Raw genomic sequence first — 17,474 nt, 5'->3', positions numbered from 1 at the left:
ATCTGCTTAAACGTCATTTCAAGGAGGCTTTATTATGAATATCAATCAGTTAGAAACATTAATTGCCCTCTCCAAAACGATGAGCTTCCGCAAAACCGGAGAAATGCTCAATTTAACACAGCCTGCTGTCTCAGCTCAAATCAAAAGCCTCGAGGAAGAATATCGAAGTCTGTTGGTTGATCGCAGCCAGCCTATTGCCTTAACAGATAGTGGTAAAGTCTTCTTAGAGCATGCTTATAAGATTGTTCGTGTAGTCGAAGAGCTTAAGCAGCGATTAGCTGATTTAGAGAATACCCCTCAAGGGCATATTATCTTAGGCACAACAACCTCCATTGCTATTCAAATATTGCCGAGAGTGCTGTCTTATTTTCAAGATCAATTCCCGCTGATTCAAACTACGATTCATTCCATGCCATCTTCACAGATCATGACGAATGTAGAAAGTGGCCATATTGATATTGGAATTGCCTATCTTACGGATAAGAATCCGTCGCTAGAAACATCAGTGCTCTATTACGATACATTCGAGCTTGTCGTCTCTCCACGTCATCCACTCGCACTTGTTAGTCGTACAACTGTTGAGCAATTACGCAGCATTCCATTTATAATGCTTTCCCCGGATACGGCCGGGCGACAATTTGCTGATAAAATATTTAAAGAACATCATATTCGTCCTCATATTATTATGGAGCTTTCAAGCAGCGAAGAAGTAAAACGAATGGTAGAACTAAACCTGGGAGCAGCGATCATTTCAAAAATGTCAATCGCAAACGAATTAAAAAGTGGCTCATTGCAAACCATTAAGATCAATGAACTAGAAATCAGCCATCCCATCGGTCTCGTCTATAAAGCAGGTCGTTATTTAAGCTCAGCTATGCAGCAATTCCTTAGTGATCTTAAAGGGATGCCTGAATCACATTTTGTTGGTTCTGAGTAATTTCGAGCAGCCATAGAGCCATTCATCCACATTTATTAGGAGGTTCACTCATGAAATTCGATTTACATACCCATCACTATCGTTGCGGCCATGCTGAAGGTGAAATCCGTGATTATATTGAATCTGCGATTTCCTCTGGTTTAATTGCTATCGGCATTTCCGATCATTCTCCCTATTTTGGCAGCACCGAGGAGCAAGCGCAGCCTTTAATTGCCATGGGAAAAAGTGAATTTCCGCTATATGTAGCTGAGATCCTTCAACTCAAAGAAGAATATAAAGATCAGATCGATGTACTACTAGGAGTGGAATCGGACTTTTTCCCTGATGTTGCAGAGTTCTATCGTGCTGAATACATTAAATATCCGTTTGATTACATTATTGGCTCTGTTCATCAGGTAAGTGGGGTAAGTATCTTTAATCGAAAACGTTGGAATAAACTTACGGAGTCTGAGAAGGTACGGGATAAAGAGCTTTATTATGAGCTGATTCAACAATCCGCACGCAGCGGGATGTTCCAAATCCTAGGTCATATTGATGCGATGAAAGGCTTTTACCCGCCATTCTCAGAGATTAAAACCAATGCAGTAGACGAAGCCTTACGTGTGATTGGGGAATGCAAGCTAGCAATAGAAATTAACACCTCTGGAAGTACTAAGGATTGCGGAGGCTGGTACCCATCTGATGATATTTTAGAACGAGCGCTTTATCATGGTGTCGAGGTTACATTTGGCTCAGATGCCCATAAACCAAGTCGAGTTGCCGAAGATTGGACAGAGGTCAGCAAACGCTTGAAGGAAATTGGCTTTAAAGATTGGGTTTATTTTAAGCAAAAACAGCGTCAGGTCGTTCTCTTATAAATTTGTTATTTAATAAAAATACCACCAAACGGGATCACTTCACGCAGCACTCGTCTTATGAATCCCCCCTGCTGCATTTCTTCATTTAATGCGCGGTCAGGCTTAGAGGGCTGAAGCAGCACTCGCCCTGTTCCAGTCATCTCCCAATGATAATTCATATTCTGACTGGCTAAGGTGTTCCCGTATACACATAAACGAATATTCGCTTTTTGCGGATATGCCACTAAACAAGCCGTGTCTACGTACAGCGGCTTTTCAGGGTGCAATTCGATCTCATGAAGAGGTCCAGAGGTTAGCAATCCCAACGTACCAGGACCTTGAAACTTCATGCGGATGAAATCGCGTGTAATCATCGCATTGCGCACAGTTTGGACATGAGTACGGAAAGTAATGCCCACTTTATAGAATAGAACGTGCTTGAACTCATATAACAGGTCATCATCTAATTCGATGGGTACCGCGCTTAAATAAAAGCCTTCCGGTAAACCAAGCATAAACCGCGCTGGCCCGTGAATAGTCGATTGAACAAACCGTTTCTTTCGATACATCCCCGGCAGCTTCATGAAAGAATCCACACGTTTAGCTGAATCGGCTTGAAAAGCGATGATTTGATTAGGATGGAGCACACACACGGACTCTTCCTGCTCAATTGCGATTGTGGCTAATTGCTTACGGCTTTCTGCCTTATCGAATGAAATATCCATGATGCTCACTCCTTTTTAATCAATGAGCTCTATTCTTATTATTACGTTTCCAAATGAATACACGGAATAATCGTCCTAATAAAAAGTAGAGAACAACCAGCGATACCAACGTAATGCCTGTTACCTTGATGCGATGAATCCATTTATCTTTGGAGCTTACTGTCTCTTCCATCACTTGTAGACGAGTTTGAAGCTCATTATTCTGGTCTTGCAGCTCTTTATTCTGCCCCGTTAATTGCTCTTCTGTCTCTCTGGCTTTCTGGGCTTCTTCCAAGAGCTGTTTGCTTTGCTCCTCCAGCTTCTGACTCTGATCCACCAGCTGCTGCTTTTGTGTTTCTAGTTGTTGTTTGGTTTCCTCGTAGCTTTTTTTGGCTTCTTCATATTGATTCTGTAAATTCTCAACATCACTGGGTAAATGATAAATGTCCTTAATCGTATCAAAAAAATTAGCCTCAGCGGTGGCTGGGGGGAATATAATCATAATACCTATTAGTGCTGCTAAGCATACTTGTCCAAACCTAAGAAACCGTGAAATTATGAAGTGTTCTTTAAAATCAAACATGCTATGGCCTCCCAGAATGAAGTATGCTCATTCCATTTTACCGCAAAATTCGACATAAAACTAACAAAGCTTTTTAAATTCTAATTCCGTCTATTCCGCTCACTTTTTTGTAATTTGTTTTTGAAAAGTTATATAATGGTGATACAAATCGATGATTCGCAATGAGGTGTCAAGCACATGGAGTCATATTGGAAACGAAATTTAGTGATGTTATGGATTGGTGTGTTTTTCTGCAGCATGGCATATACGATCTCCGTACCGTTTTTACCTATTTTTCTTAATACGGAGTTAGGTGTTACTAAAGGCTTGGAAGCTTGGTCGGGCATTACCTTTGGAGTATCCTTTTTAGCTAGTGCCTTAATTGCACCTTTTTGGGGATCACTTGCAGATAAATACGGTCGAAAACCGATGTTAATTCGCTCTGGCTTTAGTTTAAGCGTGATGTATTTTGCTACCTTTTTTGTACACGACCCTTATATATTCTTAATTGTACGGATCTTTCAAGGGTTATTAGCTGGTTTTGTGCCTGCTTCCATAGCTTTGATTGCAACTAATACGCCCGAAAAAGAAGTCGGTTATGCCCTAAGTGTTATGTCCACAGCATCTGCAGCAGGAAGTGTCCTTGGGCCTTTAATCGGCGGTCTTGTCAGCCACTTGATTGGCAATCGCGAATCCTTTCTTTTGTCTGGAATAGTTGTTCTAGTAGCTGCTTTTATCGGCTTGGTTGGCGTCAAAGAAGGCCATTTCAATCGCTCCGCAGCACGTTCTGGTGTGTGGAGTGATTTAAAATCAGCTGCACATAACCGTCAATTGATGGGCGTGCTCGGAATAACAATGCTTGTTGCAACATCCGTGATGATTCTTGAACCACTGATTACTTTATACGTAATTCAAATTGGTAATAACGCGAGCAATGCTTCATTGAGCTCTGGAATCATTTTCTCAGCAGTTGGAGTGGCCACTGTGATAATGGCTCCACGTTGGGGGCGAATTGGCCAAAGAATTAGCTACACCCAAACCCTTTTCATCGGCTTAATCGGGGGTGGAATTGGGAACCTGCTGCAATTAGGCACCCACCATTTGCTCGGGTTCGGCATTCTCCGATTCAGCTACGGCTTGTTTTTTGCAGCGGTATATCCAGCTTTAAGCTCGCTTATTGTCAAATATACGGAACCCGATTTTCGAGGCAGAGCCTTCAGCCTTAATCAATCCGCGAATCAAATGGGGATGATGGCTGGACCTGTGCTCGGCGGTTTTCTTGGTGGATGGGTTGGTATTCCCATGGTCTTTCTCATCAATGGGTTAGCATTAATTGGAGTTGGTGTTGGATATAAATGGAGAGGACCTAAGTGAATTTCGGAAGTATAAAAAGACCACAAAGGAGTTAACCTTGTGGTCTAATTGATTTGGGTATCGACTTTATTCTTTTGAATGCTGCTTGGTATAGGCTTCATTAACCAATCTTTTTGCTTCAACCAAATTAGCATTTTGGAATAATTGATCGGTTAGTTGATCTATAATATCCAGATCCGTCAAAGCTGCTACCTGCTCTAGCATCCCTTTACTCGCTTCACCAAAATGGGCTTGGATAAACTTCTTGAGGATTTTTCGTTCTCCTTCAAGCTTTCCTTCTAGTTTTCCTTCTAGTTTTCCTTCTAATTTCCCTTCGAGTTTTCCCTTTAATTCCCCACGAAGCTCGGCTTTTTTTTCCCAGTTTGTTCTTAACTCCATAATTTTTCCCTCCTCTATTGGATTAAGCTTGTGAATTTCTGCCTGCAGCTTTCGTTCCTCTATATCATCTAACTCTAAATACATATCAAAAAAACCTGTAATTAATTGAATTCGCGCTGGGTCAAGCTCCATTCGCAAGAGCATACGTAAAAACTCCATCTTTACCTGCACTCGCTCGCTTTTATTATACCGCATCTTGCTCAAAAGTGCAGCGGCCACCGGGTTGGGATGCTTTATATAGTCACGCCAATTTTTCTTTCGCAATTCAATTATATAATATCGGAACTTTAGAATCTCTTCAAACTGAAACTCTATTGTGAAGCTGCTGGGCTCATCCTTCCGATCATTGTAACTAAAAATGGCAATTGGAATAATTCGTTTACGATATTTCTCGTATAACCGACTATAGTATAGGAACATCCTCTCGGCAAAATAATCTTGATATTTTGCTTGTGCTTCAATATGCACGATGATAATCGCATCTTCACCGTGCAGCTTGGTTTCAACTAATACATCGACCTTACGCTTTTCCCCTAATGTAACATCAGTAAATACCTCCTCGGACAAAAAGATAACATGCCCAAAATCAATTGCATTGTAAATACTCGGGAAAAATAACTCCATAAACTCGGCAAAAAAAGTGCCTAATAGCTCTTTAAAAAGACGATCATGATCCATTGCCATATTGTAAGCCTCCATCCAATCTCAATTTCCACAAAACAAAAAAGCACCAACCAAACGATAAATGCTCTCGTTTGGCGGTGCTTCCGCTGTTTAAATTGTACATGAACTTTTTACTAACGTAAACAATATTATCGAGAAATTAACTCAGTTGTAATACTAGTTTTGTTTGACCATCATTTGGCAATAAACGCAATCCTGTCGCTTCAACTGCTGTAGCTGCGCCTTCGATAGATGAGAACTCTTTTATCCCCTTTACCACAACAGTCCATGGCTTGCTGCTGCCTTCAACTTCTACAGTTAACTCTTTCCCGACTCGCTTCACTGTAACGGTTATTTCAGCTTGTCCATCTGTGCTATAAACAACAGTGGATGCTTTTGCATCGTTCTCAAAGCCATACACTTGCAGTTCTACGCCATCAGCGTAATCATAATCCGGTAAATTATTATTGTTCCCTACAGCAATAATTGAGTTAGGACGAACAAATAAAGGTACGCTCAAGTAAGTATGTGATTGGCTAATCCATCTTTCTCCCTGTACACTTTCACCTGTGAAGAAGTTGGTCCAAGTTCCTTGCGGCAGATAAAACTTTGCTTCGCCCTGATCATTAAAAATCGGAGCTACCAATAAGGAATCACCCAACATATACTGACGGTCCAAATGATGTGTAGTCGGATCTTCGGCAAACTCTAACACCATTCCACGCATTACAGGCAACCCTTTCACAGATGCATCTACAGACGCAGCGAATAAATAAGGCATCAGGCTGCATTTTAGGTTCGTGAAAAAGCGTAAAACATCAACTGCCTCTTCGTCATAAGTCCAAGGCACCCGGTAGGATTGATTCCCGTGCAAGCGACTATGGCTGGATAACAAGCCGAATGCAATCCAACGTTTATATACATCTGCTGTCGAAGTGTTCTCAAAGCCCCCAATATCATGACTCCAAAAGCCAAAACCAGACAGCCCAAGTGAAAGTCCGCCACGCAAGCTTTCCGCCATGGATTCATAATTCGCTGAGCAATCGCCACCCCAATGTACCGGGAATTGTTGCCCGCCGACCGTTGCAGATCTTGCAAAAACAGCAGCTTCATTATGGCCAAGCTTAGCCTTCAAAACATCAAAAACCACTTTGTTATAGAGAAAAGTATAATAATTGTGCATTTTAACCGGATCGGAACCGTCATAATAAACAACATCAGTTGGGATACGCTCACCGAAATCTGTTTTAAAGCTGTCTACACCCATATCTATCAGCTTGCTAAGCTTGGATGCATACCATTCACAGGCTGCTGGATTAGTGAAATCAACAAGCCCCATCCCTGGCTGCCACATATCCCATTGCCAAACATCCCCATTGGCTCTTTTGACCAAATAGCCTTTTTCCATACCTTCGTCAAATAAATGGGAGCGTTGCGCAATATAGGGATTGATCCAAACACAGATTTTTAAGCCCTTGCTCTTAAGGCGAGTAAGCATCTGCTCAGGCTCAGGAAAAATACGTGAATCCCATTCAAAATCACACCAATGAAATTCCTTCATCCAAAAGCAGTCAAAATGGAACACTCGCAGTGGTAAATTCCGTTCAGCCATGCCTTCAACAAAGCCGGTTACAGTTGCCTCGTCATAATTAGTCGTAAACGAAGTCGTTAACCAAAGTCCGAAGGTCCAAGCAGGCGGCAATGCCGGCTTGCCTGTCAAAGAAGTATAGTTGCCTAATACCTCCTTCAAATTAGCTCCACCGATAATATAATATTCGAGGTATTCTCCACTAACACTAAATTGAACCTTGGATACTTTTTCAGAGCCAACCTCAAAAGAAACCTCTTCAGGATGATTAACGAATACACCATAGCCTTTGTTGGTTATATAAAAAGGAATGTTTTTATAGGACTGCTCTGTGCTAGTCCCCCCATCTCGATTCCACATATCCATACTCTGCCCATTTTTAGTGAAAGAGGTAAAACGTTCGCCAAGCCCGTAAACAAATTCACCTACAGACAGGTCCAACTGCTCACGTACATAAGTATTGTCTACTGAGCGAATATAACCCATGCCTCTGCTTGAGCTGCTGGTAAGATGTTTATTATCCCATAAATACTCAACGGTCCAAGGCTCTTCACGGCGAATATCAACACTTAGCTGTCCACTCTTCAAGCTCAAGGCTGCTTCAGTTTCTGTGATTTCAAGCGGATTATTCTGACTCTGATTAATCGAAAAATGTGGCCCTAGATCCTGCTTGCCTTTATGATGCGTCATTCGTACACAAATCACATTCGGAATCGGCGAAGAGTAACGAATATGCATTAGCGGTGTGTCCAACTGCCCGCCTCTTCCTGCAATATGCTTGGGTGGTGCAAATACTTCTAAAGATTGCGGGTTAATCTTAAAATCATACACTTCTACAGGATTGATCACTTGAAAACCTTCACGAACCATCCAATTGCCATCACTAAATTTCATCCTAATGCCTCCAAAGAATTGATTTTCTTAGTTAACTTAACTACAATAATACTGATATGTGAAATCGCTGTCTTGCATGATTATGCGCATTTAATAGCACAATACTGATATTCATCAGCGGAGGCCCCACATGAACAAAGATATACTTCACGAAAACAGAGTTCATGGGAATATTACATTCCCGATGGGCGTTTATCAAGTCATTGAAGACGAAAGCCATACCCTATTTGACTATCATTGGCATGAGGAAACTGAATTCCTTTACATGCAAGAAGGCACTGCCGTCTTTTGGTTGGGCACTATTAAACATGAGCTTCAGGCAGGTGATGCCTTGTTTATTCCAAGCGGAACGATACATGCAGGGTTTGTTGCGGATTTATCTACACCTTGCCTAGTTTACGCTATTGTCTTTGATTTAAATCTCTTAAGTGGACGAACCTATGATGTTATTCAGAGTAAATATATCGATCCCTTACTGGAACAAACTTTGTTTCTCCCCAGCCTCCTCAAACCTCATACATTCTGGGAGAATTCACTCATCGCTGAGTTAGTAAGTATTGTCGAGTTTTTTGAGAAGAAACCCGTTGCTTATGAATTGCTCATTAAAGCCAAGCTCTATAACCTATTCGCTGGATTCATTGCAAACCTACAAGAAATCCCTCAAGACCAACCGATTACAACCAATATCTATAAAATAGAACGACTTAAAAAAGTGCTGCAGTTCATTGATGAGAGTTATCCGTTAAGGATTCAAATTAAAGACGTAGCTTCTGTTATTGCGATGAGCGAAGGGCATTTTTGCCGTTTTTTTAAAGCTATGGTCCGAAAAACCCCCATGGACTATATCAATACAGTGCGAATCAACCAAGCGGCAAAGCTGCTTAGTCATTCCGACAAAAAAGTCATTGATATTGCTATGGAGGTTGGTTTTGAGAATCCCAGCTATTTCATTAAGTTATTTAAATGGCACAAAAAATGTACTCCATCCGATTATCGCAAATTAGAAAAACAAAAAAATCTTCCTGCTCTATGAGCAAGAAGATTTTTCCACATTAATTATTGACCTGCAGATCCTTCTGAAGACTGCGAGGTTCCTGTTTCCGGATTAATAATTCCAGTGCTTTGTGTTGGATCCATAGGATCAAAACCGCCTGTAACAACGGCATCCTCACTTCTCACCAATTGCACCTCATAAGTAGAATCTACATAAGTTGAAGCTTTTAAATCTGTAAGCACCTGTGCGGACATACTACCCTCAACAGGCTTCTGCAAGGAGTAAAAAATCAACGCTTGTTTACCTTGAAATTCGATCCGTTCAATCTTAATGCTATGTCCAGGGCTTGGTGCTTGCTTCCAAGTCAAATCTACTTGGTAAACAGCACTAGTTACTGGAGTAGCTGTGTAGCTTACTTCTGCATTCGGGAACTCATTAACCGGTGCCGGCGGAATTACATTGTTTTTATTAGTTTCTACGAATTCAATCGCTTTAGCTAACATAACTGCTGCTTCAGCACGTGTAATCGCACGTTTAGGATAAAAGTTCTGATCTTTATCCGCTGAGGCAATTTTCGTAATCAAAGCCTGTTGGATACTGTTCATGTAGAGCGTATTAACATCTTTTTCGTCGTTAATTACCGCATACATCATAATCATCGGGTAATCTCCCGTAGTATTAATTCCTTCAATTAAATAATTTGTGAATTCTTCTCTAGTCATCAACTTATTTGGATCCAAATCTTTAGGCAAGGTCAACCCATTAAGCTGAGCAAACATTAGAGACTGTGCATACCAAGCTTTATCCGATACTTTTGTAAAAAAATCACTAGCCTTTGGTTCTTTGAAAAATGACATTGCATTGATATTCAAATTCAAGCCTTTGGTAATTAACGTTATTCCTTGAGCATAAGACAGCTTGCCGTTTGGTGCAAAGATTGTATCTGAGATGCCGCTTATAATCCCCTTATCCTTTAGAGCCATTATGTCTTCTTTGCCTACAGTGTCATTAATGTCGCTAAAAGCCAAAGCTGAACCACCTGTCATCAAAGTAAACACAAGTAAAAATGTTAAAACGGCACTCCATTTGAATTTCATCATAATATCCCACCTACCTCGTTTTATTTTCCTATCCCTAAGACGAGTCCATTATCTAAAAGGTTGCATTTGGATTATCCAGATTGCAATTTGCAAGGAAGCTGCATCTTGAAAGGTTTGCGGATCATATCCGGTTGATTCTTTTATTCTTTTCAGACGATACTGCAGTGTATTCTTATGAATAAAAAGCTCATCTGCTGCTTTCTGAATATTCATATTACTATCGAAAAAAACCCTTAGTGTTTCCAAAGCTGTTTGTGACAATAAGGCCATAATACGCTCAGCAAATCTATTCTTAATCTCAGAGTCTGATAAATGTACGATGCTTATGGGCTCCAGCCCTGCATAGCTGCTCATAATTTCGTGTTTAGCTCCCAGCTTTAGTGCTAATTCAGCTTCATGAAAAGAGGAAGCTATTCCTTCCATTGTTTGGGTCTCTAACGAACAACCTACCCGAAAAGGAAAATCATTGTGCCAAAGCTTGCTCTGCAGCAATTGACATTTATTAATAATTTGCTGCTCACTATGGCCAAAAATCATGAAAACCACTTTGTAGGGATTCTCTACTGCACTTAACAAATGTCGACTCCCAATGATTTCTTCAAATTTACGAACCAGCTGAGAATGATGCTCCATACTTTTTTCGGTTTGCAGGATCCATATATGAAACGGCGGGCTCAAGTTAATTTGCAGCAGCTGCAAAAGCTCGTCCAGCTTTGCTTTACTATACTTTGGTTTAACAATCTCTTCAATCACCGTTTCCATAGTTCGATTTCGCCATTCTTGGCGAGAGCTTAGCTCCATTTGGTTCAACATGAGCTCTGTAGTCATCTTAACAAGCTCGCCGAATTCAGCAACATCCTCTGGATTGCCTGTAATTCCAATACTTCCAACGATTTGCTGCAAGAAGACAATCGGATAGTTTATGCCGTGTTGACTCCCTAGCCATTCAGCTTGATTATCGGCATCAATAATCAGAGGCATACCCGTACGAATTACTTCCAAAGATCCTTCATGCCTTTTCCCGACACGTGCTGGGTCTCCTGAAGCGATAATTTCGCCTTCCGTATTCATGATGTTAATATTTTGACGCAAACGTTTCATCGTTTCTCGTACGATATTTTCGGCAATTTCACGACTCAACATAATTCAACCACCTCCTGACTGCTTCATGGATTCAAAACACTTGTTCTTTTAGCCAAAACTTCCCTTGTTGAAAACGTTTTTTTTGTGCAATGGACTGAATCTTTACCAACTGTTCCAAGGTATACTAAAGCAAAGCGGTTAATGTGAAACGGAAGAAGGTTCCCCTGTGAAAATTATTATTGCACCTGACTCTTTTAAAGGCAGTCTATCGGCCGCAGATGCAGCGAAAGCCATCGAAAGAGGAATAAAAAGCTATATGCCGGATGCTGAAACGGTTAAAGTACCCATGGCCGATGGTGGTGAAGGCACATTGGACAGTCTAATTGCTGCAACAAATGGCAAGAAAATTCAAGTCACTGTGACCGACCCGCTTGGAGCACCAGTTGAAGCTATGTACGGAATTATTGAACCTAATGCAACTTGTATTATTGAAATGGCAAGCGCCTCCGGCCTTTGTTTATTGACGGAAGACCAACGAAATCCCCTACTAGCAACAACATACGGTACAGGCGAGCTGATTAAACACGCACTTGATGCTGGATGCCGTAATTTCATATTGGCAATTGGCGGAAGCGCAACCAATGATGGTGGAGCAGGCATGCTGCAAGCACTTGGGATGAAGCTTATCGATACCTCAGGGCAATCTGTTGGTACTGGTGGAGCAGCTTTACAATATATATCGGCTATTGACGATAGTAAGTTTGATCCGCGAATAGCTGAATCCAGCTTTCTGCTCGCTTGTGATGTACAGAATCCTTTTATTGGCTTGCACGGTGCAACTCGTGTGTATGGACCTCAAAAGGGCGCAACTCTGGAGATGGTAGAAAATCTGGAAAGCTATATGACAGCATGGGCAGATATTATTGGAGCAAAAACAGGTATTAAGCTGCATGAAATGCCTGGAGCAGGTGCTGCTGGCGGTATTGGCGGAGCGTTCCTCGCTTTTTTCCCTGTTGAGATGAAACGCGGCATTGATGTCGTTATCCAATATTCCCAGTTATGCGATCATCTAGAAGGTACCGATTTAGTGATTACCGGAGAAGGCCAAATAGACGCTCAGACAGCTTCTGGCAAAACGCCAATGGGTGTCGCTCAAGCAGCTTTAAAATACGGAGTGCCTACTATCGTGCTAGCTGGTTCGATTGGGAATGGGATCGAGCAGCTATACCCCTATGGTATTGTGAGTGTGCACAGCATCGTCAACAGTCCCATGTCTTTACAAACAGCGATTGAAAAAGCCGCAGAGCTTTTGGAACAACGTGCAGAACAAGTAATTCGTACCTTCGCGCCAAAATATTTGCACAATACCAATCTGGAGGCCAAATAGAATGCAAACCACTCTAATGTATGGTAAACAAGGCTTAACCATCGATCTTCCCGATCATTCTGTCGTGCTTGAACCTAAGGAAATAGCAGGCCTAGCCGATGAAGAGCAAGGAGTACTTGCAGCTTTACGCAATCCAATTGGCACCTTTCCACTTAAGGATCTCGTCAAGGAAACACATAAGGTCGTTATTGTAATTAGTGATATTACTCGTCCGACACCTAATGATAAGTTAATTCCATGGATTTTGAAAGAGCTTCCCCATGTTCCGCTGGAGCAGATTACTATCCTAAATGGAACAGGGACACATCGTGATCAAACCCGCGAGGAATTTGTGCAAATGCTCGGGGAATGGGTCGTCGACCATATTAAAGTAATCAATCATCATTGTCTGGTTCCTGAGGAGCTGGTAAAGGTCGGAGAAAGCTCTTTTGGCTGCGATGTTTATCTGAATAAAGCCTATGTCGAGGCTGATTTCCGCATTGTAACTGGATTCATTGAGCCTCACTTTTTTGCCGGGTTTTCTGGGGGATGTAAAGGAATCATGCCTGGAATTGCTGGGCTTGAAACCATAATGACCTTCCATAACGCAAGAATGATCGGCGATCCTTTGTCTACCTGGGGCAATATGGTCAACAATCCTCTGCAAAAGATGGCTAGCGAGGTTAATCTGATGTGCAAGCCGGAATTTCTGCTGAATGTGACACTAAACAATCGTAAAGAAATTACCGAGGTTTTTGCAGGTGAGCTGTTCGCTGCACATGCAAGAGGTTGCGCCTATATGCGGGAGCATTCCATGGTTAAGTGCGAGGAGCGATTTGATGTAGTTATCACATCCAACTCTGGCTATCCGCTTGATCAGAACCTGTACCAAGCTGTCAAAGGAATGAGCGCTGCACACAAGATCGTTAAGCAAGGCGGCACCATCATAAGTGCAGCGGAATGCTCTGACGGTTTACCCAACCACGGAAACTATGCCAAAATATTGCAAATGGCAGATTCACCGGCAGCTCTGCTGAGAATGATCGAAGATCCCACCTTTAAGCTATATGATCAATGGCAGGTGCAGAAGCAAAATGTCATCCAAGTTTGGGCCGATGTTCATGTTTACTCTACTTTGTCCGATACTGATATTCGTTTAGCGATGATGGAGCCTGTGACGAATATGACGGAAACGTTGGATAAGCTTGCAGAAAAGTACGGGACTGGCATGACTATTGCTGTATTGCCTCAAGGTCCGTTAACCATTCCTTATGTTTTGGAGTAAACGTCAAATTAACGCTCTATAAAAAGGGACTGCCTTAAATCCCTACTATAAAGCTATGGTTACATCGCCAGATGGCAATATTTATGGACTTACACAGTTGACCGAAGCGTGTATTGATCAGTCCTACTGCTTTCACCACCAGATAATTAGGAATTAAACCTCCAGAAAATAATAACGTAAATGTGATAAAGATCATTGCCATGCTGCGGCCAAAAACCGTTTTCCGCGACAAAGGATACGCGATCATGATGGTGAGTGCTACACTAATTAACGTTCCAGCACTTTTATAGATCAACGAATTGGCGTAACCTTTGACTACATCATCATTCTGAAACACCGCTTTATATCCCTTTAGGGATAAATCAACCGGCCATAACCAGACTTCTCCGGAAGTCACAGCGCTGGGACTGCTAAATGAAGAGCTAATGATATAAATCAGGGAATACAGCACCACCAGTGAAACAAGAGATAAGATTAAATAGATCAGTGTAAGGAACAATCGGTCCCCGCGGATTTTGCAGCAAATAGATCTTCTCAAAGCCAATTGCCATAATATTGCCCACGCTAAGAATAAGAATGATAACAGCGGCAGGTATTAACCCAGGAATATCAACATTGATAATTTTCTGAAAACGCGAGGCCCCGTCCATTTTAGCTGCTTCATAGAGTGAAGGATCCACACCAGCAAGTGCCGCCAAGTAGATGACTGCAGAATAACCAGTGACGTGTTAACAATACCAAGACGCGGAGAAAGAAAAAGTACGATTACGGAAACCATGATAACTGTCGAGATAAAATAAGGCGCATACGTTAACATCTGCACAAACTTTCTGAACCTGCCGCTGCTCACTTCATTTAGTGCAATTGCAAGCAGAATCGGAATCGGAAAGCCAACCGCCAGCTGATACAAAGAAACGAACAAGGTGTTTTTTAACAATGTACGGAAAGCCGGATTATTGAAAAATAAATCAAAATACTTCATACCCACCCACGGGCTGCCCCAGATCCCTTTAATTACGTTGTAATCCTTGAATGCCAGCACAGCGTTAATCATTGGAACGTACTTAAATATTAGGAAATAAAGAATAGGCGGAACCGCCAGCAGATAAAGCTGCCAGTGTCTTTTAAAGCTTTTGCTTGCTCTTGTCGCCAGATGAACTCCCCCCCTTGCAATATGTTAGCGCTTTCTCAATTCCGATATTACCGACAATCCCCCTACCTCGTAAAGGTTCAATTTCCGTTCATTACGTACATATTGGGTCGTTTTTGAAAACGTACATTTTTCCAATCGCGTACAATTTCCGAGCAACCACGCCAACTAAGCACAAAAAAAAGACCCATCCGTAGATAGGTCCCGCATTTAATCTGATGTTTGTCGGAAGACAGTCGGCGAGACTCCCTTCACCCGCTTGAACGCACGCCGGAAGGAATGTCCGCTATTGTATCCAACCATTACAGCAATCTCATCGATCGTCCGCTGATTTTCCATTAACAACACGGTTGCTTTATCAATTCGTACACGTTCCAGGTAATCGGATAAGTTCTCTCCTGTCTGTTCCTTGAATAAATGAGAGATGAATTTCTCTGGCCGCTTAACAGATTCAACGATTTGATAAATGGATAGATCGGAATTGGTGTATTCATTCTCGACATGCAGCTTAATCGCATAGATGGTTTCGTTATTATAATCGTTTTTTTTCTTGGCGATGACATTACAAATCTCTTTCATAATCAACACAAAGCTGACTCTTAGCTGATCAACGTCATCCATTGGCTGGACTTGTGCAATTTGATGCTTAACTGTTTCGGAGAATTTCTCATCCTGAAACGGTTTTTGGTCCAGCAGCTTAAGCAACGTCCCTTTAAGCTCACTGATAAACTGCTGCTTCATTTCATAAGAAAGCTCTCGGCCGCTAAAATTTCGTGAGAATACTTGGTCCAAAATACGTAAGCCTTCATCTATTTCTCCAGCCTTTAAAGTATTCAGAAGCCGCTGCTGCGTATCAATTGGATAATAGTACATAGCCGACTCGCTTACCGTCTCTTTGTACCAGGATATTCGCTTCTCACCGGTATAAACGGCATCCATCGCCTGCTGCGCCTCATCAAAGGATTTGCTGATATCCCTTAAAGTTTGGTATGAGCCGCCTATTGCAATGCTAATCGTCATTCTATACTGACTATAAGCGCTCTCTGTAAGCTGTAACAGCTGCTGCTCAAACCTGCTGTTCTCCCCGATAACTTCACCTTCTCCTAGCAAATATAGGAAAGCAATTTTATCGGAGCCCCAGTCTGTTAATAAAAGCTTCAATTCTGTTTCACTTAGTAATGGTTTAATAGCCAGACGAGCCAAGCTCAATTCATGGATAATTTCTTCACTATCCATTCTACTGTAACCGTTTATTTTGATAAGACCTACATAACCGTTCTCCGCATTAAGCTTAATACCGGTTTGCAAGGACACCGCTTCAATCTCCTGAAGCGAGAGAAACTCACCAGCAAGAAGCCTTTTGATAAAAGCATCTCTTAACAATGGGAGTTGTTTGTCCAATTCTGCTTCCAACTGCTTATTATTAGTAATCAATTTGGAGATATTGCCTGCCAGAAAAACATATTCATTCTTGGAGCTCAGTGGCTCCAAACCTGACAATTCCTTAAAAACGCTAATCAACTGAGTGATCGGTGCACTGTTTCTATAGGCTAACAGCACAATAATCAAGAGCCCCACAATCAAGGTCACAGCAGTAAAAATCCATGTTGCATATTTAATTTGGTCTGCCTTTTCCTTAATGCTCTTCTCGGGTATGCCTGCCGTATACAACCAGCCTGTCGTACCAGACTTGATTGAAATCAGCAGCATTCCGTTCTCGATTCGCTCCTGATCTCCTGCTTGTCCCGATGGCACATGGAATAGCTTCTTAATCTCGGATTGCTCAATCCCCTGAGAAACCATCGTACTTCCGTTAGGATTCGTAATAAAGGCCCAGCCGCCATTGTGGCTTGACATACTTTCCAGCAAATGCCGGATTTTCTGCTCATCAATCGTTACAACTACAGTCGCTTTAGGGTTGTTGAAGCTGTTTAATGGCAACGATTGGACAAATGTAATTACAGAAGTTTGCACATTTCCCCGGGTATACGCTTGCAGCGGGAAGCTTACAAACTCATGAGTGCTTTTCAGTATGGACTCCTCCCATTGCGTGAAAGAGAGATCCTCATAATGGTTACCTACATAAAAATGCTCTGGTCGAAAGAATACAGATTCAGGTGTAATAACAACATTGTAGTTTTTTAAATAAATATAGAAATTTTGCAGAAAATCATTAGTCCGATTGTAATTCGAAATATCCCGTGACATTTTCCATAGTCCATAAACATTGTATGTATCTCCAGTCATCTTCTCGCTCACCAGCTTAGTTAGATCCTGATTAATCGCAAGCTGCTTCGTAAAAGTCTCTACCTCCTTCAATCTGGTTTCAAGAATCTCTTTACTTTGATTAAGCAGTATTCTGCTATTCTCTATTGAGCTAGATAATGCTGCATCAATGGCTGCCCTATAAGTAAAATAACCTGATATATTTGGCAGCAGCAGCACGATCAGATAGGAAATTATGAATTTTCTGAATACCGGTGTGAAGGTTGCCCCTTTCATATCTTTGCCACTCCCCTTTGAATAGTAAGCGCTCTCAGATCTTCAAACTATCATTTTA

General features: G+C 41.7%; 14 protein-coding genes and 1 pseudogene. 6 read left to right on the top strand and 9 right to left on the bottom strand.

The window, feature by feature from the left end; genetic code table 11:
- Positions 1–34 precede the first annotated feature (34 nt).
- Both EHS13_RS08275 and EHS13_RS08270 read left to right on the top strand, forming a co-directional pair.
- Complete coding sequence (locus EHS13_RS08275; protein ID WP_155699873.1) at positions 35–937, top strand: LysR family transcriptional regulator; 903 nt, start codon at positions 35–37, stop codon at positions 935–937.
- Positions 938–987: 50 nt separating this feature from the next.
- The gene (locus EHS13_RS08270) at positions 988–1,794 is read left to right on the top strand and encodes a histidinol-phosphatase (protein WP_155699872.1); all 807 of its coding nucleotides are present in this window, start codon (positions 988–990) and stop codon (positions 1,792–1,794) included.
- A 5-nt stretch (positions 1,795–1,799) separates the two neighbouring features.
- Here EHS13_RS08270 and EHS13_RS08265 read toward each other — a convergent pair whose 3' ends face one another.
- The gene (locus tag EHS13_RS08265) at positions 1,800–2,498 is read right to left on the bottom strand and encodes an AIM24 family protein (RefSeq protein ID WP_155699871.1); all 699 of its coding nucleotides are present in this window, start codon (positions 2,496–2,498) and stop codon (positions 1,800–1,802) included.
- Positions 2,499–2,517: 19 nt separating this feature from the next.
- Positions 2,518–3,060, bottom strand: a complete 543-nt coding sequence (locus tag EHS13_RS08260) for an SH3 domain-containing protein (RefSeq protein ID WP_155699870.1) — start codon at positions 3,058–3,060, stop codon at positions 2,518–2,520.
- Positions 3,061–3,237: 177 nt separating this feature from the next.
- Here EHS13_RS08260 and EHS13_RS08255 point away from each other — a divergent pair, with 177 nt between their 5' ends.
- A complete protein-coding gene (locus EHS13_RS08255; protein ID WP_155699869.1) occupies positions 3,238–4,413 on the top strand; it encodes an MFS transporter in 1,176 nt (391 codons plus the stop codon).
- Positions 4,414–4,479: 66 nt separating this feature from the next.
- Here EHS13_RS08255 and EHS13_RS08250 read toward each other — a convergent pair whose 3' ends face one another.
- Both EHS13_RS08250 and yicI read right to left on the bottom strand, forming a co-directional pair.
- Positions 4,480–5,475 carry an Rpn family recombination-promoting nuclease/putative transposase gene (locus tag EHS13_RS08250; protein WP_155699868.1) on the bottom strand — a complete coding sequence of 332 codons (996 nt, stop codon included), beginning with the start codon at positions 5,473–5,475 and terminating at the stop codon, positions 4,480–4,482.
- A 139-nt stretch (positions 5,476–5,614) separates the two neighbouring features.
- A complete protein-coding gene (yicI, locus tag EHS13_RS08245) occupies positions 5,615–7,936 on the bottom strand; it encodes an alpha-xylosidase (protein WP_155699867.1) in 2,322 nt (773 codons plus the stop codon).
- Between the two features lie 130 nt (positions 7,937–8,066).
- Between yicI and EHS13_RS08240 the strand changes: the two genes are divergently transcribed.
- Positions 8,067–8,969: an AraC family transcriptional regulator gene (locus tag EHS13_RS08240; RefSeq protein ID WP_155699866.1), complete on the top strand. Its 903-nt coding sequence runs from the start codon at positions 8,067–8,069 to the stop codon at positions 8,967–8,969.
- A gap of 23 nt (positions 8,970–8,992) precedes the next feature.
- Here the strand turns inward: EHS13_RS08240 and EHS13_RS08235 are convergent, their stop codons facing one another.
- Both EHS13_RS08235 and EHS13_RS08230 read right to left on the bottom strand, forming a co-directional pair.
- The gene (locus EHS13_RS08235; protein WP_155699865.1) at positions 8,993–10,030 is read right to left on the bottom strand and encodes an S-layer homology domain-containing protein; all 1,038 of its coding nucleotides are present in this window, start codon (positions 10,028–10,030) and stop codon (positions 8,993–8,995) included.
- A 48-nt stretch (positions 10,031–10,078) separates the two neighbouring features.
- Entirely contained in the window at positions 10,079–11,173 is a 1,095-nt protein-coding gene (locus EHS13_RS08230; RefSeq protein WP_155699864.1) for a CdaR family transcriptional regulator, read from the bottom strand.
- Positions 11,174–11,339: 166 nt separating this feature from the next.
- On the opposite strand from EHS13_RS08230, the gene EHS13_RS08225 reads away from it, so the two are divergent.
- Positions 11,340–12,500, top strand: coding sequence for a glycerate kinase family protein (locus EHS13_RS08225; protein ID WP_155699863.1), 1,161 nt, complete (start codon positions 11,340–11,342; stop codon positions 12,498–12,500).
- Position 12,501: 1 nt separating this feature from the next.
- Positions 12,502–13,764 (top strand): nickel-dependent lactate racemase, encoded by a 1,263-nt coding sequence (gene larA / locus EHS13_RS08220; protein ID WP_155699862.1) that lies wholly within the window; start codon positions 12,502–12,504, stop codon positions 13,762–13,764.
- 34 nt (positions 13,765–13,798) lie between these two features.
- Here the strand turns inward: larA and EHS13_RS08215 are convergent, their stop codons facing one another.
- The 3 genes and pseudogenes from EHS13_RS08215 to EHS13_RS08205 form a co-directional block, all read right to left on the bottom strand.
- Complete coding sequence (locus EHS13_RS08215) at positions 13,799–14,263, bottom strand: ABC transporter permease family protein (protein WP_319633440.1); 465 nt, start codon at positions 14,261–14,263, stop codon at positions 13,799–13,801.
- Between the two features lie 10 nt (positions 14,264–14,273).
- Positions 14,274–14,818 (bottom strand): annotated as a pseudogene (locus EHS13_RS08210) (ABC transporter permease subunit); the annotation flags it as partial.
- Positions 14,819–15,124: 306 nt separating this feature from the next.
- Entirely contained in the window at positions 15,125–17,416 is a 2,292-nt protein-coding gene (locus EHS13_RS08205) for a helix-turn-helix domain-containing protein (protein ID WP_155699860.1), read from the bottom strand.
- Positions 17,417–17,474 lie beyond the last annotated feature (58 nt).

It is taken from the genome of Paenibacillus psychroresistens (assembly GCF_009728935.1).
In the GTDB taxonomy this organism is placed as follows: Bacteria; Bacillota; Bacilli; order Paenibacillales; family NBRC-103111; genus Paenibacillus_AC; species Paenibacillus_AC psychroresistens.
The sequence above is the reverse complement of the archived record's forward strand: the minus strand, read 5'-3'. Positions and strand labels throughout refer to the sequence as shown.